1 protein-coding gene is annotated in these 508 nt (G+C 69.9%); it reads left to right on the forward strand.

What is annotated here, in order from left to right:
* On the forward strand, window positions 1-508 hold a 508-nt coding region (locus tag AQI95_RS44300; protein ID WP_159056794.1), incomplete at both ends, for an acyltransferase domain-containing protein.

A 508-nucleotide genomic window follows, 5' to 3' on the forward strand; every position in this document is an offset into this window, starting at 1 on the left:
CGCCGGGCAAGGTGGTGTGGGTGTTCCCGGGCCAGGGCTCGCAGTGGGTGGGTATGGGCCGGGAGTTGCTGGAGTCGTCTCCGGTGTTCGCGGAGCGGATTGTGGAGTGTGCGGCGGCGTTGGAGCCGTGGATCGACTGGTCGCTGGTCGATGTGTTGCGCGGGGAGGCCGGGCCGGAGCTGTTGGAGCGGGTGGATGTGGTGCAGCCCGCCAGTTTCGCGGTGATGGTGGGTCTGGCTGCGGTGTGGTCGTCGGTGGGTGTGCTGGCGGATGCGGTGGTGGGTCATTCGCAGGGTGAGATCGCTGCTGCGTGTGTGTCGGGTGCGCTGTCTCTGGAGGACGCGGCACGGGTGGTGGCGTTGCGCAGTCAGGCGATCCGTGAGCGGTTGGCCGGGCGTGGTGGCATGGCGTCGGTCGCGTTGAGCGAGGCCGAGGCGGTCGCGCGGCTGGAGTCTTGGTCGGATCGGGTCGAGGTCGCGGCCGTGAACGGCCCGTCGTCGGTGGTGGT

Source organism: Streptomyces yokosukanensis, assembly GCF_001514035.1.
In the GTDB taxonomy this organism is placed as follows: Bacteria; Actinomycetota; Actinomycetes; order Streptomycetales; family Streptomycetaceae; genus Streptomyces; species Streptomyces yokosukanensis.